Origin of the sequence: Sphingomonas sp. Ag1, assembly GCF_000980895.1 — a bacterium.
Classification (GTDB): domain Bacteria; phylum Pseudomonadota; class Alphaproteobacteria; order Sphingomonadales; family Sphingomonadaceae; genus Sphingomonas; species Sphingomonas panaciterrae.
In genome coordinates this window covers 1-24,016 of the sequence record NZ_LAZX01000093.1, presented here as the reverse complement: position 1 = coordinate 24,016, position 24,016 = coordinate 1, and the positions used below count along the sequence as shown (strand labels likewise).

The 24,016-nt window shown below is 67.3% G+C and carries 28 protein-coding genes; 13 read left to right on the top strand and 15 right to left on the bottom strand.

Going from position 1 to position 24,016, the window contains the following annotated elements:
• Positions 1 to 6 precede the first annotated feature (6 nt).
• Positions 7 to 1,140: a DUF2332 domain-containing protein gene (locus tag XM50_RS11865; protein ID WP_046409723.1), complete on the bottom strand. Its 1,134-nt coding sequence runs from the start codon at positions 1,138 to 1,140 to the stop codon at positions 7 to 9.
• Positions 1,141 to 1,217: 77 nt separating this feature from the next.
• On the opposite strand from XM50_RS11865, the gene hisG reads away from it, so the two are divergent.
• From hisG to XM50_RS19730, 4 genes are all read left to right on the top strand, one after another.
• The gene (gene hisG, locus XM50_RS11860) at positions 1,218 to 1,883 is read left to right on the top strand and encodes an ATP phosphoribosyltransferase (protein WP_046409722.1); all 666 of its coding nucleotides are present in this window, start codon (positions 1,218 to 1,220) and stop codon (positions 1,881 to 1,883) included.
• Positions 1,880 to 3,163: a histidinol dehydrogenase gene (hisD, locus tag XM50_RS11855; protein ID WP_046409720.1), complete on the top strand. Its 1,284-nt coding sequence runs from the start codon at positions 1,880 to 1,882 to the stop codon at positions 3,161 to 3,163. The genes hisG and hisD overlap by 4 nt, the downstream gene beginning before the upstream one ends.
• 65 nt (positions 3,164 to 3,228) lie before the next feature.
• Positions 3,229 to 3,684, top strand: coding sequence for a transcription antitermination factor NusB (nusB, locus tag XM50_RS11850; RefSeq protein WP_046409984.1), 456 nt, complete (start codon positions 3,229 to 3,231; stop codon positions 3,682 to 3,684).
• 15 nt (positions 3,685 to 3,699) lie between these two features.
• On the top strand, positions 3,700 to 3,876 hold the full coding sequence (locus XM50_RS19730) for a DUF4169 family protein (RefSeq protein ID WP_082103026.1): 177 nt from the start codon (positions 3,700 to 3,702) through the stop codon (positions 3,874 to 3,876).
• A gap of 24 nt (positions 3,877 to 3,900) precedes the next feature.
• On the opposite strand, the gene XM50_RS11845 is transcribed toward XM50_RS19730, so the two are convergent.
• Positions 3,901 to 4,341 carry an MAPEG family protein gene (locus tag XM50_RS11845; protein ID WP_046409718.1) on the bottom strand — a complete coding sequence of 147 codons (441 nt, stop codon included), beginning with the start codon at positions 4,339 to 4,341 and terminating at the stop codon, positions 3,901 to 3,903.
• 192 nt (positions 4,342 to 4,533) lie between these two features.
• On the opposite strand from XM50_RS11845, the gene rpmF reads away from it, so the two are divergent.
• The 5 genes from rpmF (at position 4,534) to XM50_RS11820 (ending at position 7,543) form a co-directional block, all read left to right on the top strand.
• Positions 4,534 to 4,713 carry a 50S ribosomal protein L32 gene (gene rpmF / locus XM50_RS11840; RefSeq protein WP_046409716.1) on the top strand — a complete coding sequence of 60 codons (180 nt, stop codon included), beginning with the start codon at positions 4,534 to 4,536 and terminating at the stop codon, positions 4,711 to 4,713.
• Between the two features lie 80 nt (positions 4,714 to 4,793).
• A complete protein-coding gene (plsX, locus tag XM50_RS11835; protein WP_046409714.1) occupies positions 4,794 to 5,825 on the top strand; it encodes a phosphate acyltransferase PlsX in 1,032 nt (343 codons plus the stop codon).
• Positions 5,822 to 6,790, top strand: a complete 969-nt coding sequence (locus XM50_RS11830) for a beta-ketoacyl-ACP synthase III (protein ID WP_046409712.1) — start codon at positions 5,822 to 5,824, stop codon at positions 6,788 to 6,790. The genes plsX and XM50_RS11830 overlap by 4 nt, the downstream gene beginning before the upstream one ends.
• A gap of 85 nt (positions 6,791 to 6,875) precedes the next feature.
• Positions 6,876 to 7,178 carry an integration host factor subunit alpha gene (locus XM50_RS11825; RefSeq protein ID WP_046409710.1) on the top strand — a complete coding sequence of 101 codons (303 nt, stop codon included), beginning with the start codon at positions 6,876 to 6,878 and terminating at the stop codon, positions 7,176 to 7,178.
• Complete coding sequence (locus XM50_RS11820) at positions 7,175 to 7,543, top strand: MerR family transcriptional regulator (RefSeq protein WP_046409708.1); 369 nt, start codon at positions 7,175 to 7,177, stop codon at positions 7,541 to 7,543. Before XM50_RS11825 ends, XM50_RS11820 begins: the two co-directional genes overlap by 4 nt.
• Positions 7,544 to 7,582: 39 nt before the next feature.
• On the opposite strand, the gene thiD is transcribed toward XM50_RS11820, so the two are convergent.
• Genes thiD through XM50_RS11795 form a run of 5 tightly spaced genes read right to left on the bottom strand, consistent with a single transcriptional unit; the run spans position 7,583 to position 11,139 of the window.
• Positions 7,583 to 8,350 (bottom strand): bifunctional hydroxymethylpyrimidine kinase/phosphomethylpyrimidine kinase, encoded by a 768-nt coding sequence (thiD, locus tag XM50_RS11815; protein WP_046409706.1) that lies wholly within the window; start codon positions 8,348 to 8,350, stop codon positions 7,583 to 7,585.
• 35 nt (positions 8,351 to 8,385) lie between these two features.
• The gene (locus tag XM50_RS11810) at positions 8,386 to 8,625 is read right to left on the bottom strand and encodes a DUF1272 domain-containing protein (protein WP_046409705.1); all 240 of its coding nucleotides are present in this window, start codon (positions 8,623 to 8,625) and stop codon (positions 8,386 to 8,388) included.
• 9 nt (positions 8,626 to 8,634) lie between these two features.
• A complete protein-coding gene (locus XM50_RS11805; RefSeq protein WP_046409703.1) occupies positions 8,635 to 9,078 on the bottom strand; it encodes an acyl-CoA thioesterase in 444 nt (147 codons plus the stop codon).
• Positions 9,079 to 9,117: 39 nt separating this feature from the next.
• The gene (locus tag XM50_RS11800) at positions 9,118 to 9,897 is read right to left on the bottom strand and encodes a sulfite exporter TauE/SafE family protein (protein WP_046409701.1); all 780 of its coding nucleotides are present in this window, start codon (positions 9,895 to 9,897) and stop codon (positions 9,118 to 9,120) included.
• A gap of 33 nt (positions 9,898 to 9,930) precedes the next feature.
• Positions 9,931 to 11,139 (bottom strand): LL-diaminopimelate aminotransferase, encoded by a 1,209-nt coding sequence (locus XM50_RS11795; RefSeq protein WP_046409982.1) that lies wholly within the window; start codon positions 11,137 to 11,139, stop codon positions 9,931 to 9,933.
• A gap of 113 nt (positions 11,140 to 11,252) precedes the next feature.
• On the opposite strand from XM50_RS11795, the gene XM50_RS11790 reads away from it, so the two are divergent.
• Both XM50_RS11790 and XM50_RS11785 read left to right on the top strand, forming a co-directional pair.
• The gene (locus XM50_RS11790; protein WP_046409699.1) at positions 11,253 to 12,959 is read left to right on the top strand and encodes a PHA/PHB synthase family protein; all 1,707 of its coding nucleotides are present in this window, start codon (positions 11,253 to 11,255) and stop codon (positions 12,957 to 12,959) included.
• Between the two features lie 135 nt (positions 12,960 to 13,094).
• Positions 13,095 to 13,532 (top strand): phasin family protein, encoded by a 438-nt coding sequence (locus XM50_RS11785; RefSeq protein ID WP_197075524.1) that lies wholly within the window; start codon positions 13,095 to 13,097, stop codon positions 13,530 to 13,532.
• A gap of 218 nt (positions 13,533 to 13,750) precedes the next feature.
• Here the strand turns inward: XM50_RS11785 and pnp are convergent, their stop codons facing one another.
• From pnp to XM50_RS11760, 5 genes are all read right to left on the bottom strand, one after another.
• The gene (gene pnp / locus XM50_RS11780; protein ID WP_046409697.1) at positions 13,751 to 16,102 is read right to left on the bottom strand and encodes a polyribonucleotide nucleotidyltransferase; all 2,352 of its coding nucleotides are present in this window, start codon (positions 16,100 to 16,102) and stop codon (positions 13,751 to 13,753) included.
• Positions 16,103 to 16,259: 157 nt separating this feature from the next.
• Positions 16,260 to 16,529 (bottom strand): 30S ribosomal protein S15, encoded by a 270-nt coding sequence (gene rpsO, locus XM50_RS11775; protein WP_046409695.1) that lies wholly within the window; start codon positions 16,527 to 16,529, stop codon positions 16,260 to 16,262.
• 19 nt (positions 16,530 to 16,548) lie between these two features.
• On the bottom strand, positions 16,549 to 17,442 hold the full coding sequence (truB, locus tag XM50_RS11770) for a tRNA pseudouridine(55) synthase TruB (protein WP_046409693.1): 894 nt from the start codon (positions 17,440 to 17,442) through the stop codon (positions 16,549 to 16,551).
• A gap of 11 nt (positions 17,443 to 17,453) precedes the next feature.
• A complete protein-coding gene (locus XM50_RS11765) occupies positions 17,454 to 18,140 on the bottom strand; it encodes a site-2 protease family protein (RefSeq protein ID WP_046409692.1) in 687 nt (228 codons plus the stop codon).
• A 51-nt stretch (positions 18,141 to 18,191) separates the two neighbouring features.
• Entirely contained in the window at positions 18,192 to 18,788 is a 597-nt protein-coding gene (locus XM50_RS11760) for a thymidine kinase (protein ID WP_046409979.1), read from the bottom strand.
• 124 nt (positions 18,789 to 18,912) lie between these two features.
• Here XM50_RS11760 and XM50_RS11755 point away from each other — a divergent pair, with 124 nt between their 5' ends.
• Positions 18,913 to 19,377, top strand: coding sequence for a hypothetical protein (locus XM50_RS11755; RefSeq protein WP_046409690.1), 465 nt, complete (start codon positions 18,913 to 18,915; stop codon positions 19,375 to 19,377).
• Here XM50_RS11755 and purT read toward each other — a convergent pair.
• Positions 19,374 to 20,546, bottom strand: coding sequence for a formate-dependent phosphoribosylglycinamide formyltransferase (gene purT / locus XM50_RS11750; RefSeq protein WP_046409689.1), 1,173 nt, complete (start codon positions 20,544 to 20,546; stop codon positions 19,374 to 19,376). The genes XM50_RS11755 and purT overlap by 4 nt on opposite strands.
• Before the next feature lie 104 nt (positions 20,547 to 20,650).
• On the opposite strand from purT, the gene XM50_RS11745 reads away from it, so the two are divergent.
• Positions 20,651 to 21,376 (top strand): haloacid dehalogenase type II, encoded by a 726-nt coding sequence (locus XM50_RS11745; protein ID WP_046409687.1) that lies wholly within the window; start codon positions 20,651 to 20,653, stop codon positions 21,374 to 21,376.
• Positions 21,377 to 21,391: 15 nt separating this feature from the next.
• Here XM50_RS11745 and rbfA read toward each other — a convergent pair whose 3' ends face one another.
• Positions 21,392 to 21,781: a 30S ribosome-binding factor RbfA gene (gene rbfA, locus XM50_RS11740; RefSeq protein ID WP_046409686.1), complete on the bottom strand. Its 390-nt coding sequence runs from the start codon at positions 21,779 to 21,781 to the stop codon at positions 21,392 to 21,394.
• Positions 21,782 to 21,825: 44 nt separating this feature from the next.
• Positions 21,826 to 24,016: translation initiation factor IF-2 (infB, locus tag XM50_RS11735; RefSeq protein ID WP_046409684.1), on the bottom strand; the 2,191-nt coding region annotated here is incomplete at its 5' end.

Here is a 24,016-nt window from a genome sequence, read left to right as displayed (position 1 = left end):
GCGTGGTCATGCCCCGGCCAGGCGGCGCGTCGCCTCGTTCGCCCAATATCCCTCCCCGCCCTCGACGAAATCGCCACCCGAGGGCGTTTCGGCGGGGTCGGTCGGCGCCACCCACGTACCATGCGCATGGGTCTGCGCGACTCGCACCGGCGTCGCCGCGCCAGGCCATGCCTGCACCCACACTTCCTGCACCGCGCTTTGCTTGTTGGGCTCCATCCGCACCCAGGCGAGCGGCCGCTCGTCATCCGCTTCCTGCGCTGCGGCCAGCATCGCCGCGCGAATCCGCGCCTGCCGCTCCGGCCCCAGATATTGCCACACCACCGAATGCATCAGCACGCGGGTCACGCCGCGCGGTTGCGGCTCGGCCAGCCGCTCCTCGATCCAGGCCGCAGCGTCGCCGGCGTCCAGCCGCGGCGGATCGGCGGCGAACATCGCGAACGCTGCCTCCAGCCGGGCGGCACGCTCGGGCACATCGACCCAGCTATAGGCGATCAGCCGCTGCGCCGCCGCCGGATCACGCACGTCGATCGGGTTGATATCCACCCCCCGGACCGACGCGAAGCGCACCGCTTCGGGCGCCGGTGCCGCCCCGCGCCACTCGGGCCGGATCGTGACCGGCGACGCATCCGGCCCCACGATCGTCCCGCCCAGGTCGAAACGATAGCGATCGATCAGCAGGTTCAGCCCGGCGCTCGATCCGATCTCCAGCAGCTCGATCGGCTGGCCGAACCGCCGCGCGACCTGAAGCAATCCCATCATCAGCGCCGCCGATCGCCCCGGCTCGTTGGTCTGGGGCGGCCCGTCCAGCCAAGGCAGCAGCGCCGCGTCGTGCGCCACCAGCACCTGCGCGAGGATCGCCGCCACCTCCCCCTCGTCCACCACCTCGCCGCGAAACACCCGCGTCAGCCCCGCATCGGCACCGGCACGGTGCAGCGCGTGCAATCCGCCCACCAACCGCAGCGGCAGCGCGTCGACGGTCGGCTCGCCCGGCCAGCCCAGCACGCGGCGCCCGGCGGCGCTGTCGCGGGTGATGGCGGTGGCCAGCGCCCTGCACACGCGCGCCGTGATCGGCGCATCCATCGTGGTGCAATAATGGTGCTGGATCAGGAATGCGCCGCGGTTCGTCGCTTCGTCAGCCACCCGATTTCCCCTTTGCACAGGATATTGCGCGTGGCCGCGATGTTGCGCCTGCGCGGCGCACTGGTAAAGCCGCGCCCATGGCCGAACCGCTCGTTATTGCCGTCCCAAAGGGACGTATTCTCGCCGAGGTGCAGCCGCTGCTCGCCAGCGCCGGCGTCGTGCCGGAGGCCGCCTTCTTCGATGAGGACAGCCGCGCGCTGCGTTTTGCGACCCAGGATCCGGAAATCGCGCTCATCCGCGTGCGCGCCTTCGACGTCGCGACGTTCGTGGCACATGGCGCCGCCCAGCTCGGCATCGTCGGCTCGGACGTGCTCGGCGAGTTCGCTTACCCGGAGCTTTATGCCCCGGTCGATCTCGGCATCGGCTATTGCCGCCTCTCGGTCGCCGAGCCGGCGGAGCTGGCCGCGCACGATGATCCGCGCGGCTGGAGCCATGTGCGCGTCGCCACCAAATATCCGCACCTGACGGCGGAGCATTTCGCCCGCCGCGGCGTGCAGGCCGAGTGCATCAAGCTGAACGGCGCGATGGAGCTTGCCCCGATGCTCGGCCTCGCGCCGCGCATCGTCGACCTCGTCTCCTCGGGCCGCACGCTGAAGGAAAATGGCCTGGTCGAGGTGGAAACGATCGTCGAGGTATCCTCGCGCCTGATCGTCAACCGGGCGGCGATGAAGATGCGCGCCGGCCGCGTCGTCCCGCTGGTGGAGGCGTTCCGCCGCGCCGTGGCCGAGGCGAAGGCGGCATGATTCGCCTGTCCACCCGCGACGCGTCCTTCACGCGCGATTTCGCCGCGCTGGTCGATGCCCGGCGCGAATCGGACGCCGATGTCACGCGCGACGTGTCCAACATCCTGCGCAGCGTGCGTGAGGAGGGCGACGCGGCACTGCGTGCCTTTACGCAGAAGCTCGACGGCCATGATCTCGATGACGGCGGCTGGTCGATCCCGCTCGCCGATTGCGCCGCCGCGTTCGACGTCCTCGATCCGGTGCTGCGCGACGCGCTCGAACTCGCCGCCACGCGAATCCGCGCCTATCACGAGAAACAGCGCCCGGCCGGCAGCGACTTCACCGATGAGGCGGGCGTCCGACTCGGCGCGCGCTGGCGCCCCGTCGATGCCGCCGGCATCTACGTCCCCGGCGGGCGCGCAGCTTACCCCTCGACGCTGCTGATGAACGCCATTCCCGCCAAGGTTGCGGGCGTGGAGCGGCTCGTCGTCGTGACGCCGACGCCCAAGGGCGCGATCAACCCGCTGGTCCTCGCCGCGGCGCATCTCGCCGGTGCTGACGAGGTGTGGCGGATCGGCGGCGCGCAGGCGATCGCCGCGCTCGCCTGGGGCACCGACCGGATCGCCCGCGTCGATGTCGTCACCGGCCCCGGCAACGCCTGGGTCGCGGAGGCCAAGCGGCAGGTCTATGGCGTGGTCGGCATCGACATGGTCGCCGGCCCCAGCGAGATCATCGTCGTCGCCGATGGGGCCAATGATCCGGACTGGATCGCCGCCGACCTGCTCAGCCAGGCCGAACATGACGTGACGACCCAGTCGATCCTGTTCACCGATTCGGCCGACTTCGCCGATTCGGTCGTCGCGGCCGTAGAGCGTCAGCTGGTCGAGCTGCCGACGCGCGACACCGCGCGGATCGCCTGGGAGGCGAATGGCGCGATCGTACTGGTCGACACGCTCGAACAGGCGATGCCGCTGGTCGATGCGCTCGCGCCCGAGCATGTCGAGATTGCGGTCGATGCTCCCCAGCCGCTGTTCGACCTGATGCGCCACGCAGGCTCGGCCTTCCTCGGGCGCTATACGCCGGAGGCGATCGGCGATTATGTCGCGGGTCCGAACCACGTCCTCCCCACCGGCCGGCGCGCGCGCTTCGCCAGCGGGCTTGGCGTCACGGACTTCATGAAGCGCACCAGCTTCCTTCAGCTCGACGCCGCTGCGCTGGCAAAGCTCGGCCCGGCCACCGTCGCGCTGGCGGAGGCGGAGGGGCTGCCGGCGCACGCCCAGTCGGTCGCCCGCCGGCTCTGACCGCGCCGCCCCCGCACGCCGCGGGGGCTGGCCGTTCCGGGCCTATGCGCGTATGGGGCGCCGCCATGTCCCGTACCGCTGCTCGTACCAAGGCGCGCGCTGCCGCGCGTCTCGCCGCCACCCAGGCGCTTTATCAGCATGAGATGGAGGGCATTGCCATGTCCGCCCTCCTGCACGAATTCCACGCCCACCGTATCGGCGCGACGATCGAGGGCGCCGAATATGCCGAGGCCGATGTCGCCTTCTTCGACGATATCGTCACTGGCGCGCATGCCCGCGCGGGCGAGATCGATCGCCTGATCGAGAGCAAGCTGGCAAGCGGCTGGACGCTCGACCGCCTCGACAAGCCGATGAAGGCGATCCTGCGCGCCGGCACCTACGAACTGCTGTCGCGTGTCGATGTGCCCAAGGGCGCGGTGATCAGCGAATATGTCGATGTCGCCCACGCCTTTTACGAACGGCGCGAGGCGGGCTTCGTCAACGGCCTGCTCGACGCGATCGCGCGCGAGGTTCGCCCCTGAGGCGGGACCACTGACGTGGGCGACCTGATCAACCTCAACCGCGCACGCAAGGCGCGCGTGCGGGCCGCCGCCGCCGAACAGGCGGCCGCCAACAGGCTGGCGTTCGGCCGCACCCGGGCCGAACGCGACGCGATCAAGGCCGAATCTGCCCGGCTGGAACGACATCTGGACGCAACCCGCCGCGAGGATTGATCCCCCGCGTAGCTCCGAATCGGCTCAGGCGCGCGGCGCCCCCTCGACCGGCACGATCGTCATCGAGCCGCTGCTGGTCCGCTCCACCGCGATTGCCAGCGCCCATCCGGCCAGGATCAGCGTGACGATCCACGTCACCACCGCCCCGCCCGCCCGCAGCGGATTGGGCGCCGCCCGTGTCATGCCCAGCGGATGCGCCACCCGCGCCAGCACGAACAATACCCCGATCACCCACAGCGCCACCAGGGATCCGCGCGCCAGCTCGATCAGCGCCATCAGGATGAGGACGATCGGCGCATATTCGCCGAAATTGGCGTGCGCGCGCATCCCCGCCAGCATGCCCGGATCGCCCCCGTCGCCGACCATCACCTTGCCCCTGACGCGCCCGCGCACCAGCCGGATCGCGAGCCAGATGTTGATCACCGCACAGGCCGCAGCAATCGTCATTGTCACCGGCAGAACCATGGTTCCTCCCCCTTTTCGTTGATGGAGAAGCCTGCCAGCGCGCCATTCGGGTTGCAACGGCCGCCCGATCAGCTATAGGCGCGGGGCTTCGCGATGCGCCCGGCTACCCGGTGCGACCGGTGATCCGGTTCGCATCGATCGTCGTCGGGCTAATCGCATTTATTTCGAACAATAAAAGATCAAGGTGCCGCGATGGCCGTCCCCAAGCGAAAGACTTCCCCCTCCCGCCGTGGCATGCGCCGCGCACACGACGCTCTGTCGGTCGAGGCGTTCCAGGAATGCCCGAACTGCGGCGAACTGCGTCGCCCGCACAACCTGTGCACGGCATGCGGTCACTACAACGGCCGCGAAGTCCTTTCGGTCGAAGGCTGATTCAGCTGCCGGCACGGCGCGCGGACGCGCGCCGCTGCCGCTTCGGCATTGCAGATTAGGTTTACGGAGTCCGTCTTATCATGGCCGACAGTTCCTGGATCGCCGTCGATGCGATGGGCGGCGACGAGGGGCTGGCGGTCATGCTGGCGGGCGTCGCACGCGCGCGTCATCGCTTCGAGGGGATGAAATTCCTTCTCGTCGGTGACGAATCGGCGATTCGCGAAGGCCTGAAAAAGCATCCGAACCTCAGCCAGCATGCCGAGATCGTGCATGCGCCCGACGTCATCGCCGGCGACGAAAAGGCCGGCCAGGCGCTGCGCCGTGCCAAGACGACGTCGATGGGTATCGCCATCGATTGCGTGAAGCAGGGTCGTGCCGGCGCCGCCGTCTCGTCGGGCAACACCGGCGCCCTGATGGCGATGGCGAAGCTCGCGCTGCGCACCATGCCGGGCATCGATCGCCCTGCCCTTGCCGCGCTGCTGCCGACGCTTGGCACCAATGACGTCGTCGTGCTGGATCTCGGCGCCAATACCGAGGTCGAGGCCAAGAACCTCGTTCAGTTCGCGGTCATGGGCGCGGCTTATGCTCGCGTGGCCATGGATCTGGAAAATCCGCGCGTCGCGCTGCTCAACATCGGCAGCGAGGATCAGAAGGGCACCGAGGAGATCCGCGATGCCGCTGCCGCGCTGCGCGCTGCGCCGCACCTACCGATGGAGTTCACCGGCTTCATCGAGGGCGACCGGCTCTCGCGCGGCGACCATGACGTGATCGTGTGCGACGGCTTCTCCGGCAATATCGCGCTCAAGACCGCCGAGGGCACCGCCCGATTCGTCGCCGACCTGTTGAAGCGCGCCTTCACCAGCTCGGTCCGCTCGAAAATCGGCTTCCTGATCTCGCGTCCGGCGACGCAGCTGCTGCGCGACCATCTTGATCCCAACAACCACAATGGCGCCGTATTCCTCGGCTTGAACGGCCTCGTGCTGAAGAGCCACGGCGGCGCCAACGAGGTCGGCGTCGCAACGGCGATTGGCGTTGCAGCAAAGATGGTGAAGGCGGATCTCGCGCGACGCATTGCGGATGATCTCACCCGGTTCGAGAGGGAGACGGCATGATTCGCAGCGTTATCACCGGCACCGGATCGGCGCTGCCGGCGCGGCGCGTGTCCAATGCCGAACTGGCCGAGATGGTCGACACCACCGATGAGTGGATCGTCGAGCGCACCGGCATCCGCTTCCGCCACATCGCCGGGCCGGAGGAAACCACCGCCACGCTCGCCCGTGACGCGGCCAAGGCGGCGCTGACTGCGGCCGACGTGTCGGCGCAGGACATCGACCTGATCGTGCTCGCCACTGCGACGCCTGACCAGACCTTCCCGTCCAGCGCCACCAAGGTGCAGGCGATGCTGGGCATCGACGATTGCGTCGCGTTCGACGTCGCCGCCGTCTGCTCGGGTTTCCTCTACGCGGTGCAGGTGGCGGACAGCATGATCCGCGCCGGCGCCCACCGCCGCGCGCTGGTGATCGGCGCCGAGACGTTCAGCCGAATCCTCGACTGGGAAGATCGCACCACCTGCGTTCTTTTCGGCGATGGTGCTGGCGCAATCGTACTAGAGGCGCAGGAAAGCGAGGGTCCTGAGGGCCGCGGCATCCTCGCGTCGAAGCTGCACGCCGACGGGCGTCACAACGAACTGCTCTATGTCGATGGCGGCCCGTCGACCACCGGCACGGTGGGCAAGCTGCGGATGAAGGGACGCGAGGTGTTCCGCCACGCGGTCGTCAACCTCGCCACCGTGATGCAGGAATCGCTGGAAACCGCCGGCCTCACCGCCGACCAGGTCGACTGGGTCGTGCCGCATCAGGCGAATGCCCGCATTCTCGATGCTACCGCGCGCAAGCTGGGCCTGCCGGCGGAGAAGGTCGTGCTGACCGTCGATCAGCATGCCAACACCTCCGCCGCATCGGTGCCCCTGGCGCTCGATGCCGCGGTGCGCGACGGGCGCATCCAGCGCGGGCAGATTGTCGTGCTGGAAGCGATGGGTGGCGGGTTCACCTGGGGCGCCGCCGTCGTCCGGTACTGAAACACGGCAAGGCGCCACATCAATCTTTCACCACGCCCTCGCGGATGCTAACCTGCAGCAATCGGAGTGGGGAGTTGTAGTGCAAATGAGTGATGCGGGGACGTTAACTAGGGCGGATTTGGCGGAATCGCTGCATCGCCAGGTAGGTCTGTCGCGGGCTGACTCGGCACGCCTGGTCGAGCAGATCCTGGAATCCCTGTGCGGCGCGCTTGCCCGCGGGGAGAATGTGAAGATCTCCGGCTTTGGCACCTTCGTCCTGCGCGACAAGGGCGAGCGGATCGGCCGCAATCCCAAGACCGGGGTCGAAGTGCCAATTGCACCGCGCCGTGTGCTCACCTTCCGCGCCAGCCAGATGATGCGCGATCGCATCGTCGCTGCCCAGGCGTGAGCAACTCCCAAAAGGCTGAGGGCGCGTTCCGCACGATCGGCGAGGTCGCCAGCGCGACCGGCGTCGCGCCGCATGTCCTGCGCTATTGGGAAACCCGTTTTCCGCAACTCCGCCCGGTCACACGTGCCGGTAACCGGCGCTACTACCGGCCGGCGGATGTTGCACTCGTCCAGCGGATCCAGCGCCTGCTGGGTACGGAGGGCTATACGGTGAAGGGCGTGCAGAAACTGCTCGCCAGCGAAACGCGCGGCGGCAGCGCCGAGCCTGCGGCGGCGGCGGCCCCGACACCAGCCGGCAAGAGCGTGCCGATGGGCGCCCTGCTGGCGATCCGCGACCATCTTCAGGATGCGCTGAACGCCTACTGACCGCCGCGGCAGGCCTGTCGCGGCAACCGGTATGCCGCGTCAGACGCCCGGCCAGTCCTTGGGGCGCACCAGATGATGCCCCATCGGCCCGTGCCCGGCGCCCAGCCCCGGCGCCTTGGTCAACGCCTCGCGAACGAACAGCCGCGCACGCTCGACCGCCGGCGGTAGCGCCAGCCCGCGACCCAGACCTTCCGCGATAGCGCTCGCCAGCGTGCACCCCGTGCCATGGGTATGCCGCGTCTCGATCCGTGTGCCGGACCATCGCGCAATCTCGCCCTCGGGGCCGATCAGCCGGTCGGTGATGATATCGCCCTCCGCATGGCCGCCCTTGGCCAGCAGCGTCGCTCCGGTCGCCAGCACCGCCTGCTCGCCGCCCAGCGCCACCAGTTCAGGGCAATTGGGCGTGACCAGCGTGGCGAGCCGCATCAGCCGCCCGAACGCCGCCGTCGTATCATCGTCGGCGAGGACCGCCCCTGAACTCGCGATCATCACCGGATCGAACACGATCGGCACGTTGCGCAACGTCTCGATCACATCGGCGATGGCGTGCGCGGTCGCAGCGCTGCCGATCATGCCGATCTTCACCGCATCGACGCCAATGTCGTCGATGCACACCTGCATCTGCTGCGCGACCATCTCCGGCGGGATCGGGTGGACACCCGACACGCCCAGCGTGTTCTGCGCGGTGATCGCGGTGATCGCGGTCATGGGATGGCCGCCCAGCATCGTGACGGTGCGGATATCCGCCTGAATGCCCGCGCCGCCGCCCGAATCGGACCCGGCCACGATTAGGATACGCGGGGTCATCGCCACCCAGCCGCCGCTGCGCCCGTCACTGCGCTTCAGCGCTTGGCATCGGACGGCACGAAATGCCGCCTGGTCGATGCGGGATGCTTCTTCAGCGCGTCTCCGACCCGCGCCGGACGGTCGAGCAACTCACCCCCGCAATTGGGGCAGCGCTCGTCCATCGCATCGGCGCAATCCGCGCAGAAGGTACATTCGAACGAGCAGATGAACGCCCCGCCCTCATCGGCGGGAAGATCGGTTCCGCAACGCTCGCAATCGGGGCGCATCTCCAGCATGGCCAATCCTTACGCCACGCGGTCCGGCTGCGCCACCATCAGCGCTTCCAGGAACTGGCGCACGTCGGTGGCGATCGGCACCGGGCGGCCGGTCGGCAGGTGAACGTTGACGCTGACCATGTCGATCACCGCGCAAAGATCCCCGTCCTGATTGGCCAGCTCGAACCGCTTGGTCAGGCTGGAGTTGCCGATCCGCTCGATCCGCACCGATGCTTCCACGGTGTCGCCGAGCATCAGCGGCTTCAGATAGTCCACCGTCGCGCGGCGCACATGGAATTCCATGTCGAGCCATGCGTCCTTCAGCGCCTCGCCGATCCCGGTCCATTCCCAGAATTCGCTCACCGCAACATCGGCATATTCGAGATAGCGCGAGTTGAAGACGACCCGCTGGCCGTCAATCTCGGCGTAGCGGACCTTGAAGCTGGTGGAAAAACTGAAACCGGGACGAGTCACGTCGATGTCCTTGAACGCGGATGCACAAGCGACAGGCGCTTAGAATATCAGCTTCAGTCCGACCACCGCCAGCGTGGTGGCGAGGATCGGGGTCAGCAGTCGATCGGTCACGCGCGAGGCAATGATACTGCCCAGCACGATACCCGGGATCGATCCGGCCAGCAGCGAGGCGAGCAGGATCACGTCGACCGACCCCAGCCACCAATGGCCGATCCCGGCGATCAGCGTCAGCGGCACGGCATGGGCAATGTCCGATCCGACCAGCCGGTTCACCGGTGTCAGTGGATACAGCACGAGCAGCGCCGTCATGCCGAGCGCACCCGCCCCGACCGAGGTCAGCGAGACGAGCACGCCCAGGATTGCGCCTAATCCGACGGTGAGCAGCGCCAGCGTGCGCGGCCGCATCCCTTCGAAGAACGGCTCTACCCGCGCCACGATCCGCGCACGGAAGAAGGTGGCGATCGCGGTCGCTACCAGCGTCACGCCCAGCGCCAGCGCGATGCGCCCGCCGGTATCCGCGCCATGGACGCTCATGCGGCTGAGCGCGAGCAGCGTCACCAGCGCCGCGGGAATGCTGCCGAGTGCCAAGCGGCGCACCACCCGCCAGTCCACCGTCCCACGCAGGCCGTGCACCGCGCCGCCAACCGTCTTGGTCGCCGATGCGTAGAGCAGGTCGGTGCCGACGGCGGTGGCGGGGTGGAAGCCGAACGCCAGCACCAGCAGCGGCGTCATCAGCGATCCGCCGCCGACGCCGGTCAGGCCGACCAATATCCCCACCAGCACGCCGGCGAGCGAATAGAGCGGGTTATAGGCGTCCAACGAACACCCCCCGCGATGAACCGTGCGGCTGGTTCAACCAGCGTTCCGCGCCGGCACGTTCACACCCATGCTGGCCAGATACTTCTTCACGTTGCGCGCCGCCTGGCGCAGCCGCTGCTCGTTCTCGACCATGGCGATGCGCACATAGCCCTCGCCGTTTTCGCCATAGCCGACGCCCGGCGCGACCGCGACCTTGGCTTGGGTCAGCAATTGTTTGGAGAATTCCAGGCTCCCCAGATGCGCCAGCGCGGGGGGCAACGGTGCCCAGGCGAACATGCTCGCCTTGGGGCTCGGGATCTCCCACCCGGCCCGGGCAAAGCTCTCGACCATTACGTCGCGGCGCTTGTGATACAGCTTGCGGTTCTGCTCGACGATGTCCTGCGGGCCGTTGAGCGCGGCGCACGCCGCCGCCTGGATCGGCGTGAAGGCGCCGTAATCCAGATAGGATTTCACCCGCGTCATCGCCGCGATCAGCGTCTTGTTGCCGACCGCAAAGCCGATCCGCCAGCCGGCCATCGAATAGGTCTTGCTGAGCGAGGTGAACTCGATCGCAACGTCCTTCGCGCCCTTCACCTGCATGATCGAGGGCGTCGGGTTGCCGTCGTAATACAGCTCCGAATAGGCGAGGTCGGAGATGATCCAGACCTGGTTCTCGCGCGCCCAGGCGACCAACCGTTCGTAAAAAGCAAGATCGACCGACTCCGCCGTCGGGTTGGACGGGTAATTGACGACGAGGATGCTCGGCCGCGGCACGGTGAACGCCATCGCCCGCTCCAGGCTCTCGAAATAGCGCTCGTCCGGCGTCGTCGGCACCGCGCGGATCGTCGCCCCGGCGATGATGAAGCCAAAGGTGTGGATGGGATAACTGGGATTGGGCGCCAGAATCACGTCGCCCGGCGCAGTGATCGCGGTGGCGAGGCTCGCCAGCCCTTCCTTCGACCCCATCGTCACGACGACTTCGGTCTCGGGATCGACCTCCACGCCGAAGCGCCGGCCGTAGTAATTGGCCTGCGCCCGGCGCAGCCCGGGTATGCCCTTGGACGCCGAATAGCCATGCGCATCGGGCTTCTTCGCCACCTCGACCAGCTTGTCGATGACGTGCGGCGGCGGCGGCAGGTCGGGATTGCCCATGCCAAGGTCAATGATGTCCTCGCCGGCCGCGCGCGCCGCGGCCCGCATCGCATTCACCTCGGCGATGACATAGGGCGGCAGGCGCTTGATGCGGTAGAACTCTTCGGACATGCGAACCTCGATGGTGGAACGGCGCAACATAGACCGGGCGCGCACCCGGCGAAAGGCAGGCGGGGCTTTCGCGCGCCCATAGCCACGCTATGCTGACGGGCGGAGAGCGATGAATGACCGACAGTCCCCTGCCGCCAAGCTTGGCCGATCTGCAGCAATGGACGGCGATGATCGGTCGCGCCCAGCAGATGATGCTCGAACAGAGCGTGGCGGCGCTGGATGCCGGCAAGGAAAAGGGCACAGGGGCGACCCCCGGCACTGACGCCGCCCCGCGCGATCCGTGGGCCGAAGGACTGTCCGCCTGGCAGCAATTCATCGCCGCCACCCTGCCGCCCGAGCAGCAGCAGCCCTCGCAGGACAAGCGCTTCGCCGCCCCGGCGTGGCAGCAAAACCCCTTCTTCGCCGCGCTGCGCCAGGCCTATGAGTTCATCGGCGAACAGCTCATGCGCAGCGTGGAAACGATGCCGGGCGTCGACGATCGCCAGCGCGCGCAATTCCGCTTCGCGATGCGCAATTTCGTCGACGCGCTCAGCCCGACCAATTTTGCCTTCACCAATCCGCAGGTGATCGAACGGACGCTCCAGACGCGCGGCGACAATCTGCGCAAGGGGCTGCAGCACATGCTCGACGACATGGCGCGCGGGCAGATGACCCACACGCCGCTCGGCGCGTTCGAGCTCGGCCACAACCTCGCCACCACCCCCGGCAAGGTCGTGCTGCGCACCCCGCTCTTTGAACTGATCCACTATGCGCCGACGACGCCGCAGGTGCTGCAAACCCCGCTGGTCATCTTCCCGCCGTGGATCAACCGCTTCTACATCCTCGATCTGACCGCGGAGAAAAGCTTCATCCGCTGGTGCCTCGATCAGGGGATCAGCGTGTTCATGGTGTCGTGGAAGTCGGCCGACGCCAGCATGAAGGACGTTGGCTGGCGCGATTACATCGCGGCGCAGGTCGAGGCGATCGACACCGTGCGCGACCTGCTCGACGTGCCCGCTGTCCACGCCATCGGCTATTGCGTGGCGGGCACCACGCTGGCCGCGACGCTCGCCCTGCTCGCCGCGCGCGGCGAGGCGGAAAAGGTCGCCAGCGCCACCTTCTTCACCGCGCAGGTCGATTTCGCCCGCGCAGGCGATCTTTCCGCGCTGATCACCGACGAACTGCTCGACCGGATCGACACGCTGTCGCCCGAAGGGTTCCTCGACGGTCGCTACATGGCGGCGACCTTCAACATGCTGCGCAGCCGCGACCTTGTCTGGAATTACGTCACCAACAATTACCTGTTGGGGGAAGAATACACGCCGTTCGACCTCCTTCACTGGAACGGCGACGTCACCAACCTACCGGCCGGCTGGCATCGCAGCTATCTGGCGGATCTTTATCGCGACAATCTGCTGGTAAAGCCCGGCGCCATCACCATCGACGGCGTTCCGCTCGATCTCGCCAGGGTGGAAACGCCCACCTTCGTTCAGGCTGGGCGGGAGGACCATATCGCGCCGGCAGAGAGCGTCTGGGAAATCACCCGCTACTTCCGCGGCCCATTGCGCTTCGTGCTCGCCGGGTCGGGCCATATCGCGGGCGTCGTCAACCCGCCCGCGGCGCGCAAATATCGTCACTGGACGAATGATGCGCCGGCCGGATCCTTCGCCGAATTCGTGGCGGGCGCAACCGAGCATGAGGGCAGCTGGTGGCCGGACTGGCTCGCCTGGCTGCGCGGTCACGACGACACGATGGTCGAAGCGGCGGGTGCGCGCATCCCCGGCGCAGGCAAGCTGCCGGCGCTTGACGATGCGCCCGGTCGTTATGTCCGCACGCGATAAGGTAACAGCAGAGACCTTTTGCTGCGTTGCACAAAGTCCTTGAAACAGCATAACGCGGCCCTTATTTTGCGCTGCAGCATAAGATGAGCATGCACCATGTCAGTGGACATACCGTGCACCGCCAAGGAGCCGACGATGATCGACGCGATCTCTGCGATGACCGAAAAGACCCGCGCCCTGTTTGCCGAGGCGAACGACCATGCCCGCACGCAGTTTGAAAAGGGCTCCAAGGCGTTCGAGGACATGCACGTCTTTCAGCGCGACAATGTCGAGGCGGTCGTGGAATCCTCGAAGATCGCGGCGAAGGGCCTGGAGCAGATGGGCCAGGACGCCGCGGCCTATGTGAAGTCGTCCTACGAACAGGCGACCGGCGCGGTCCGCTCGCTCGGTTCGGTGACCTCGCCGGCCGACTTCTTCAAGCTGCAGAACGAATTCGCGCGCACCTCGTTCGACGCGTTCATGGCGCATGCCTCGCGCTCGACCGAATCGGCGCTGAAGCTGGCGGGCGAGGTCGCCCAGCCGGTGTCGAACCGCATGGCGCTGGCGGTCGAAAAGGTGAAGGCCGCCGCCTGATCCATCCTGTTGGCGCCTGACGCGCCAGCCGCATCGATACGCGCCAGCAGCGCTGATCTACCGTCACCCCGGGGCCATGCTCCGGGGTGATGTCTTTTGGGGCACCGGGGACGATAGCGGCGGCTCCCTTACCGGCCATCCGCCCGCACGGACAAAGAGAAAGGGCCCCGGCATCACTGCCGGGGCCCTTCCTGTATCACCCGAAGGCGACGGATCGCTTAGTCGCGATCGCGGTCGTTCGTCAGGAACGCCGGGGCGAACTCGGGCGCGGGGCCGTCATCATTGCCACCGCCGTTGCCGCCTTCCGGACGGTCACGACGCGGGCCACGGTCACGGCGCGGGCCGCGATCGCCACGGTCGCCGCCGCGGTCGCCACCACGGCCACCCCGATCACCGCCGCCATCGCGACGCGGACCACGGTCACCACGCGGCTCGCGCGGTTCGCGGGCCGGACGGGTGTCCTCCAGCTCGGCGCCGGTCTCCTGGTCCACGACACGCATCGACAGGCGAACCTTGCCGCGCGGATCGATCTCGAGGACCTTGACCTTCACTTCCTGGCCTTCGGACACGACGTCGCCCGGCTTCTCGACCCGCTCGTTCTTCATTTCGGAGACGTGGACGAGGCCGTCCTTGCCACCCATGAAGTTCACGAACGCACCGAAGTCGACGATGTTGACGACCTTGCCGGTGTAGATCTTGCCGACTTCCGCCTCTTCGACGATGCCCTTGATCCAGTTGATCGCGGCTTCGATCTGCGAGTGATCGGACGAGCTGATCTTCACCACGCCCTCGTCGTCGATGTCGACCTTGGCGCCGGTGGTGGCGACGATCTCGCGGATCACCTTGCCGCCGGTGCCGATGATGTCGCGGATCTTCGACTTGTCGACCGTGATCGTCTCGATGCGCGGTGCGTGCGCGCTGAGCTCGGTGCGGGTTTCACCCAGCGCCTTGTTCATCTCGCCCAGGATGTGCGCACGGCCTTCCTTGGCCTGGTGCAGCGCCGCCTCGAAGATCTCCTTGGTGATGCCGGCGATCTTGATGTCCATCTGCATCGTGGTGATGCCTTCGGACGTGCCGGCCACCTTGAAGTCCATGTCGCCGAGGTGATCCTCGTCACCCAGGATGTCGGACAGGATCGCGAAATCCTTGCCTTCCAGGATCAGACCCATCGCGATGCCCGAGACCGGGCGCTTGATCGGCACGCCGGCGTCCATGAGGGCCAGCGAACCGCCGCACACCGACGCCATCGACGACGAGCCGTTGGACTCGGTGATGTCGCTGGTCAGACGGATCGTGTAGGGGAACTCTTCCTTGGTCGGCAGCACCGGGTGCAGCGCACGCCACGCCAGCTTGCCATGGCCGACTTCGCGGCGGCCCGGCGCGCCGAAGCGGCCCACTTCACCGACCGAGTAGGGCGGGAAGTTATAGTGCAGCATGAAGTGCTGGTACGACAGGCCGTTCAGGCCGTCGATCATCTGCTCCGCATCGCGGGTACCCAGCGTCGCGGTCGCGATCGTCTGCGTCTCGCCACGCGTGAACAGTGCCGAGCCATGGGCACGCGGCAGGAAGTGCGTTTCCGCCTCGATCGGGCGGATCTGCGTGGTGCTGCGGCCGTCGATGCGCTTGCCGTCCTTCAGGATTGCCTGACGGACGATGTTCGCCTCCAGCTTCTTCACCAGCTTCAGCGTGCCGAGATACTGGGCGGGATCGCTTTCCTTGAGGTCAGCAAATGCCTCACGCGCCTTGGCGCGCGCCTCGTTCAGCGCGTTCTGGCGCTGCTGCTTGTCGGTCAGCTTGTAGGCGGCTGCGATATCCTTGCCGATCGCCTTCTCGAGCTTCTTCAGCGTCGCCGACTTGTCGTCGACCGGCGCCAGCTCCCAGGGATCCTTGGCGGCCTGCTCGGCGAGCTTGACGATCGCCTTGACGACCTCACGGCAGGCATCGTGCGCGAACAGCACGGCGCCCAGCATGATCTCCTCCGACAGCTCCTTGGCTTCGGATTCGACCATCATCACCGCGTCGTAGGTGGCGGCGACCACCAGGTCGAGCTGACCCTCTTCGACCTGCTTGTCGGTCGGGTTCAGGATATACTCGCCATCGACGTAACCGACGCGCGCGGCGCCGATCGGGCCCATGAACGGCACGCCCGAGATGGTGAGCGCGGCCGATGCAGCGACCATCGCCAGGATATCCGGCTCGTTCTCGCCGTCATAGCTCAGCACCTGAGCGATGGCGTTGATCTCGTTGTAGAAGCCTTCCGGGAACAGCGGGCGGATCGGGCGATCGATGAGACGCGAGACCAGCGTCTCCTTCTCGGTCGCGCCGCGCTCACGCTTGAAGAAGCCGCCCGGGATACGACCGGCGGCGGAGAACTTTTCCTGATAGTGGACGGTGAGCGGGAAGAAATCCTGCCCTTCCTTGACCGTCTTGGCCGCGGTGACGGCGCACAGCACCACCGTCTCGCCGAGCGTCGCGATCACCGCGCCGTCGGCCTGGCGGGCAACCTTGCCCGTCTCGAGCGTCAGGGTCTTGCCGCCCCACTCGATGCTTACCGTTTTCTTGTCGAACATTTCGTTTCCTTCACTCCGGCCGCCCTATGCAGCCGGGGCCTGCTTGAGCCAGTCTTGGCTCGTGCCAGTCGGGCCTTATTGCCCGCTGGCGTTGGACGCTCGCGTCACACGCGAAGCGCATATGCGAGAAGGGCGCCGCAAGGGCGCCCTTCCGTTATTACTTGCGAAGACCGAGCTTCGCGATGAGGGCGAGGTAGCGATCCCCGTCCTTCTTGCGGAGATAGTCGAGAAGCGAACGACGCTTGTTGACCATCATCAGCAGGCCGCGACGCGAATGGTTGTCCTTGGCGTGGCCCTTGAAGTGCTCGGTCAGGTTCCGGATCCGCTCGGTCAGGATCGCGACCTGAACTTCCGGCGAACCGGTGTCGCCTTCGGCGCGGGCGTGATCCTTGATGAGTTCCTGGCGGCGTTCCGCAGTGATCGACATGTGTTTTCCTTCGACATCTTTACAGGTTGAAGCCGCGGACGACACGACCCTCGCGGGCCTGGACCTCGATCAGCGCCACCGGCACATCGTGCAGGCAGGCAAAATACTGGCCATCGTCGGCAACGATCCCGGCCAGAACACGCCCTTGGCGGAGCGCCCCTGCCTGGTCGGGCGTGAGGGGTAGAGCCGGGATGTCGTCCAGCCCCGCCCTCAACGGCAGGAGAATATGTTCAAGGGTGCGCCCCTTAGCGGCTTCGCTCAAATTGTCCAGCGATATCGCCTGCGAAAGGCCGAAAGGCCCCGCCTTCGTCCTTCTGAGATAGGTGACATGCCCCACCGATCCAAGGGCCAGCGCAATGTCCCGCGCGAGGCTGCGGATATAGGTGCCCTTGGAGACATGCGCGCTCAGCGTCGCCTCCTCCAGCGCGCCTGCGTCGGCCGCCTCGGTGACGCTCAGCGCGAATACCGTCACCGCGCGGGTCTTGAGCACTACCTCCTCGCCCGCCCGCGCCAGGTCATAGGCACGCTGCCCGTCGACCTTCAGCGCGGAGAAGGCCGGCGGCATCTGCTCGATCGGCCCGGTGAAGTCCGCCAGCACGGCGGCCAGCGCCTCGCGCGTCGGGCGCACCTCGCTGGTCGCGATCACCTTCCCCTCCGCGTCCAGCGTATCGGTCTGCGCCCCGAAGCGGATGGTGAAGTCGTACACCTTGTCGCTGTCGAGCATCCGCCCGGCAAGCTTCGTCGCCTCGCCCAGCGCGATCGGAAGCACGCCCGACGCCAGCGGGTCCAGCGTGCCGCCGTGCCCCACTTTCGCCTTGCCATATCCGCCCTCGCGCAGCGCCCGCTTCACCGCGCTCACGCCCTGAGTCGATCCAAGCCCCAGCGGCTTGTCGAGGATCAGCCATCCATGCATGTCAGGGGTCCTCAGGCAAACAGCTGCGCAAAGGCGAGATACTGGCGCACCAGCCAGTCGGCGGGCGGGCCGACGATCTTGCCCACGATGCTCGCGCTCGGCCAGATCATCGGCACCACCACCAGGAGGACGATGATCAGCGGAAAGCCGAAACGCGCCAGCTTCGCCCATTCCACCGCCAGCCGACGCGGCAGCACGCCTTCCACCACATGCCCGCCGTCAAACGGCGGCAGCGGCAGCAGGTTGAACACCGCGAGGAAGATGTTGATCAGCAGGAAGTTGACGAGATTCGCGAAGATGAACTGGCTGACGCCCTCCGGCGGCCCGCTCATCTGCCCGTAAAGAACACCGATCGCGATCGCCGCGACCGCCGCCAGCAGGAAGTTCATCCCCGGCCCGGCGAGCGCCACCGCCACCATGCCCCAGCGCGGATTGCGCAGCCGCCGCGCATCCACCGGCACCGGCTTGGCCCATCCAAACACCGGCGCCTTGGCAAGCGCGAGGCCCAGCGGCAGGATCACGGTTCCGATCGGATCGACATGGCGGATCGGGTTGAACGACAGCCGGTTGAGCTGCGCCGCGGTCGGATCGCCGAGCGCACGCGCCATCAGGCCATGCGCCACCTCGTGAAAGACGATCGCGATGATCAGCGGAATGATCCACACCGCCGCGGCGTAGATGGGATTGTCGGGTGTCATGATGCCGGCGAGATAGGGGGGCGGGCGAGCGAGCGCCAGCGCCCCCGCGTGTCACGCCTGGCCCGCGGCGCCCAATTCCAGCGCGGCGGTGAAATGCCGCCGGCACAAGGCGACATAGCGGTCGTTCCCGCCGATCACCGTCTGCGCCCCCGCCGCGACCGGGCGCCCCTTGGCGTCGACCCGAAGGTTCATGGTCGCCTTGCGCCCGCATTCGCAAACCGACTTTATCTCGATCAGCGCGTCGGCCAGCGCCAACAGCCGCGCCGATCCCTCAAACAACGCCCCCTGGAAATCGGTGCGCAGGCCATAGGCCAGCACCGGAATGCCATCGACATCCGCCAGCCGCGCGAGCTGATCGACCTGCGCCGCCGTCAGGAACTGCGCCTCGTCCACCAGCACGCACGCCACCGTCTCCTCGGCGTGGCGATCGAGCACGCAGGCGGCGATATTGGTGCTCGCGTCGAACATCGTCGCCGGCGCCGACAGGCCGATGCGCGAGGTAATCGTGCCCGCCGCAAAGCGATCATCGATCGCGGCGGTGAACAGCATCGTCGCCATGCCGCGCTCGCGATAGTTGAAATCGGCCTGCAGCAGGTTGGTCGATTTCCCCGCATTCATGCTGGCATAATAGAAATAGAGCTTGGCCATCGCGTTGCTGTTCCCCATCGGCGCGCGCCGCGCCACTATTTTCCTGCCGCCCGTTTTGCAGCTCGTGCGGGATACGAAACCGCTCCCAGCGATTGTTCGCGCGAACCACACGAGGAATTCGCCGATGCTTCGTTCCTACCTCATCGGGCTGGCCGCGGGTCAGCGCGGGATCGTGCCGCTCGCCGCGCTCGCCGCCGCCGGCCGTCGCGGCGCGCTGCCCGATGACATGCCGCTCGCCAAATTGTTCAAGAACCCGCTGATCGCCTGGGGCGCCGTCGCCTTCAGCGCCGCGGAAATGGCGGGCGACAAGCAGAAGACCGCACCCGACCGGATCGTGCCGATCGGCCTTGCCGTGCGCAGCGTCACCTCCGCCTATGCCGGCGCGGCGCTGGCGCCCAAGGGGCAACGGGTGACCGGCGCCGCGGTCGCGCTCGGCACGGCACTTGCCAGTTCCTACATCGGCTGGCGCATCCGCATGGCCGCGCTTCGCCGCTATGGCCAGACCGCCACCGGCTTCGTCGAGGATGCGCTGGTGCTCGCCACCGGCGTCGCCGCCGCCGACCCGCGCCTCGTCAAGCGCGCTGCCTAAGCCGGATCGTAGCTAAGCTGAACCTTCGACGCCGCCTCGGCCGCAATGCGCCGGGCGTCGTCGGTGGTCGCGGCGCGCGCCAGCGCCACGCCCATGCGGCGATAGGGCCGTGTCGTCGGCTTGGCGAAAATCCGCACGTCCACGTCGCCCCCCGGTGTAGCCAGCGCCTCGGCGATGCCGTCATAGCGCACCGTGTCCGACGCGCGATCCGCCAGGATCACTGCGGAGGCGGACGGGCCGTAGCTGGTCAGCGTCGGGATCGGCAGGCCAAGGATCGCGCGGGCGTGCAGGTCGAACTCGCTCAGCGATTGCGAGATCAGCGTCACCATCCCCGTGTCATGCGGGCGCGGTGACAATTCGGAAAAGATCACCTCGTCATCCTTGACGAAGAACTCCACGCCGAACAGGCCATAACCGCCCAAATCGTCGACCACCTTGCGCGCCATGTCCTGCGCGTCGGCGATCGCCTTTTCCGACATGGCGGCCGGCTGCCAGCTTTCCTGATAATCGCCGCGTTCCTGCCTGTGGCCGATCGGCGGGCAGAAGACGACGCCCTCGCGCGTGCGCACCGTCAGCAGCGTGATCTCATAGTCGAAATCGACGAACTCCTCGACGATCACCCGCGCCCGGTCACCGCGCATATTGGCCACCGCATAGTCCCACGCCGCCTCCAGCGCGCCCTCCTCGCGCACCGTGCTCTGCCCCTTGCCCGATGAGGACATGACCGGCTTGATCACGCACGGCAGCCCGGTGTGTGCCGCGCCCGCGCGCACCTCGACCAGCGTCTCGGCATAGCGATAGCGCGACGTGCGCAACCCCAGCTCGACCGCCGCCACTTCGCGGATGCCGTCGCGGTTCATCGTCATCATCGTCGCGCGCGCCGACGGGACGATCGTCGTCCCCGCCGCCTCCAGCTCGGCCAGCACTTCGGTACGGATCGCCTCCACCTCGGGCACGACGAAATCGGGCCGATGCTTCTCCACCGCGGCCCGCAGAAGGTCCGCGTCGAGCATCGAGAATATCTCGCGCGCATCCGCCACCTGCATCGCCGGCGCGCCGTCATAGCTGTCGCAGGCGATGACATAGCAGCCCAGCCGCTTGGCCGAGATCACGAACTCGCGCCCAAGCTCGCCCGAACCGAGCAGAAGGATTGTTGCCGTGAACGCCATGCCGCACCGCCTTGCTGTTGCCGGTCGCGTGAGTGGCCCGATCAACGCGGCTTGTCCACGGGGGGCATCACTCGTAGCACCCGGCGAAACAGACGGGAGGATACATGGCCGGGTCCGATTTGCCGAAGGTGCTTGCGTTCGACGTGTTCGGAACGGTGGTCGACTGGCGCACCAGCATCACCGCCGAATCCGCCGATTTCCTCGCGCGCATCGGCCGCGCCGACCTCGATCCCGCCACCTTCACCGACAATTGGCGCCGCCGCTATCTCACCGGCATGGCGGCCTATGCCAAGTCTGGCCGCGACTTCACGATCCTTGATGTGCTCCACCGCGAGATGCTCGACGAAACGCTGACGGACGCTGGTGTCGATCCAGCCACGCTCGACGATGGCCTGCTGCAGGACTGGACCTTCGCCTGGCGCCGCCTTGCGCCGTGGCCCGACTCGGTCGAGGGGCTGACGCGCCTCAAGGGCCGCTTCCCGATCGTCACCTTGTCGAACGGCAATATCGCGCTGATGCTCGACATGGCGCGGCGCGGTCGTTTGCCCTGGGACGCGATCATGGGTGCCGAAGTCACTCGCGCCTACAAACCCGATCCGCGCGCCTATCTCGGCACCGCAGAAGTCCTGGGCCTGTCGCCGCAGGAGGTGTGCCTGGTCGCCGCACACCACAGCGACCTCGCGGCCGCGCGCGCCTGCGGGCTCAAAACCGCCTTCGTGTCACGCCCGATGGAATATGGCGGCCGCCCCGCCCCCGATGCGAACCTGGCGCAGGATTGGGAATGGTCCGCCGACAGCCTCACCGACCTGGCGGGAAAGCTCGGCTGCTGATTGGCAGCCGGCGGCTTATTCCCCGCCGGCGTCCAGATCGCGCGCCACGGTGGGCGATCGCAGCAGCTGGTCGATATGGCTGCCCTCGTCGAAGCTCTCGTCGCTCAGGAACTTCAGGCGCGCGGCATATTTCATCTTCACCCGCCGCGCGACTTCGCGCTGCAGATAGGCGGTGTTGGTACGCAGCGCCTTCAGCACCGCTTCCTCGTCCTTGCCCAGCAGCGGCTTCACGAACACCGTCGCATGGCGCAGGTCGGGGGACATGCGCACTTCGGTGATGCTCACCAGGTGAGTCGTCAGCACCTCGTCATGCACGTCGCCGCGTTGCAGGATCTCCGACAGGATATGACGCACCTGTTCGCCAACGCGCAGGGTACGGACGGATTTTTCTGGTTGATCGGTCATCGTGAGACTCCCCTCTCCCCGCCTGGGGGAGAGGGTTCATGTCCTTACAGCGTGCGTTCGCGCAGCTCGACCTCGAACGTTTCGAGGAAGTCGCCCGGGCGGATGTCGGTGAAGTTCTGCGTGAACGTCACACCGCATTCCAGACCAGCGCGAACTTCCGGAACGTCGTCCTTGAAGCGTCGCAGCGACGCAATTTCGCCATTGTAGATAATGACGTCGTTGCGCGTGATGCGGGCCTTGAGCGCCTTGCGGATGACACCCTCGACCACCAGAAGACCGGCGGCCTTGCCGTGCTTGCCGGCCGAGAAGACCTCGCGGATTTCGGCGCGGCCAACGACCGTCTCGAACGCCTCGGGGCCAAGCTCGCCCGCCATGCCGGCGCGGATCTCGTCGATCAGGTCATAGATGACGTCATAATATTTCAACGCCACCTTGTGCCGCTCGGCGATCTCGCGCGCCTTGGCATTGGCACGCACGTGGAAGCCGATGATCGGCGCGCCCGAGGCCGCAGCCGCGTTCACGTCGCTCTCGGTGATGCCGCCGACGCCCGAATGCAGGATGCGCGCGCGGATGTCGTCGGTCGAGATCTTGTTGATCGCGGCGACGATCGCCTCGACGGTCCCTTGCGTATCCGCCTTCACCACCAGCGGATATTCGATCGCCTTGTTCGCTGCCAGCGCAGAGAACATGCTCTCGAGGCTCGCCGGCGCCGCGGTCGTGCGCTTCTGCGTCAGCACGCCCTGGCGATATTCCGCCACTTCGCGTGCCCGCGCTTCGCTCTCGACCACCTGCAGCTGGTCACCAGCCGACGGCGTGCCCGAAATGCCGAGCACCTCGACCGGCGTCGACGGGCCCGCTTCCTTCAGCTGGCGACCCTTGTCGTCGACCATCGCACGCACCTTGCCGCTTTCCGCGCCGACGACGAACACGTCGCCGACCTTCAGCGTGCCGCGGGTGACGAGCACGGTGGCAACCGGGCCACGGCCCTTGTCCAGCTTCGCCTCGATCACGCTGCCTTCGGCATCGCGGTCGGGGTTGGCCTTCAGGTCCATCAGCTCGGCCTGCAGCTGGATCTTCTCGATCAGCTCGTCGAGGCCGGTCTTCTTCAGCGCGGAGACCTCGACGTCCTGCGTCTCGCCGCCCATCGCCTCGACCTGGATGTCATGCTCCAGCAGGCGCTCGCGCACGCGCTGGGCATTGGCATCGTGCTTGTCGATCTTGTTGATCGCCACGATCATCGGCTTGCCGGCCGCCTTGGTGTGATTGATCGCCTCGATCGTCTGCGGCATCAGCCCGTCGTCTGCGGCAACCACCAGCACCACGATATCGGTGACGTCGGCACCACGCGCACGCATGGCGCTGAACGCCTCGTGGCCCGGCGTGTCGAGGAAGGTGATCTTCGACTTGTCCTTCAGCGTCACCTGATAGGCGCCGATATGCTGCGTGATGCCACCGGCCTCGCCGCGCACCACGTCGGTGCCGCGCAGCGCGTCAAGCAGGCTGGTCTTGCCATGGTCAACGTGGCCCATGATCGTCACGACCGGCGGACGCGGCTTCAGATCGGCCTCGGCGTCCGGCGCGGTATCCAGCACCAGATCGATGTCGCTGTCGCTGACGCGCACGACATTGTGGCCGAATTCGGTGACCAGCAGCTCGGCCGTATCCTGGTCGATCGTCTGCGTCATGGTGACGGGCGAACCCATCTTGAACAGCGCCTTCACCAGGTCAGCGCCGCGTTCCGCCATGCGGTTCGCCAGCTCCTGGACGGTGATCGCCTCCGGCACCTGAACGTCGCGGACCTGCTTGGCCTGCGGTTCGCGCGGGCCGGTCCAGCCACGCTTTTCCTTTTCGCGCGCACGCTTCAGCGCGGCGAGCGAACGGGCGCGTGCGCCATCCTCGTTCAGCGCGCGGGTAACCGTCAGCTTGCCGCCACGACGCTCGTCGCCCTTGCGGTCGCGCTGCTGCGGACGCGCCGGCGCCGCATTGTTGCGCGGCGTCGCCTGCCCCGACGGCAGGTTGCGCTGCTGCGGCGAGGACGATCCGGCCGACGATCCGCTGGCTGTCGAGGCTGCTGCCGCGACCGGCGCTGGCTTCGGCTCGGGCTTTGGCTGCGGCTTCGGAATCTCCGGACGTGCCACCGGCGAGAAGCGGCGCGGGGCCGGCATCGACGGGTCGCGGCCCAGCACCGGGGGTGCAGGCGGCGGCGCCGGGGTCGGCTTGGGCGCGGGCGGCGGC